At 69.5% G+C, this 509-nt stretch carries 1 pseudogene; it reads right to left on the bottom strand.

The features are described 5' to 3' along the window. Window positions 1–92: 92 nt before the first annotated feature. Window positions 93–509 (bottom strand): annotated as a pseudogene (locus HMPREF2559_RS13340) (hypothetical protein); the annotation flags it as partial.

Below are 509 nucleotides of genomic sequence, written 5' to 3'. Positions count from 1 at the left end.
GGGGCGCGGGGTGGTCCCCGCGGCTCCCGCCGCTTCTATGTTGGGTCAGTGTTGAGGTCGGGTGGCCTCAGCGCTGGCCCTGGGTGCGCTGTTTAGTCCTGGCGCTTGCGCAGAGTCATCAATGCCGTTCCGACGAGGATCAGCAGTGCTGCGATCCCTACCGGAATAGCGACGTTTGCGCCGGTGCGTGCCAGTGCGGACTGGCTGCTGGACTCCGCCTGCTCCGGCTGGCTGCCCTGTTGGCCGGAGCCGCCGGAGCTGCCACCCGAGTTGCCCGGAGCGGCTGGCTGCTCGCTCGGCTTCTCGGACTCGCCTGGCTTGCCCGGCTCACCCGGCTTGCCCGGCTCACCTGGCTTGCCCGGCTTGCCCGGCTCACCTGGCTTGCCCGGCTTGCCCGGCTCACCTGGCTTACCCGGCTTACCCGGCTCACCCGGCTTACCCGGCTTACCCGGCTCGCTCGGCTTCTCACTCGGGGTAGACGGCTCACTCGGCTTCTCACTCGGAGTGGA

Origin of the sequence: Corynebacterium sp. HMSC072G08 (genome assembly GCF_001809185.1) — a bacterium.
In the GTDB taxonomy this organism is placed as follows: Bacteria; Actinomycetota; Actinomycetes; order Mycobacteriales; family Mycobacteriaceae; genus Corynebacterium; species Corynebacterium phoceense.
This window is presented reverse-complemented; position numbering and strand designations above follow the sequence as displayed.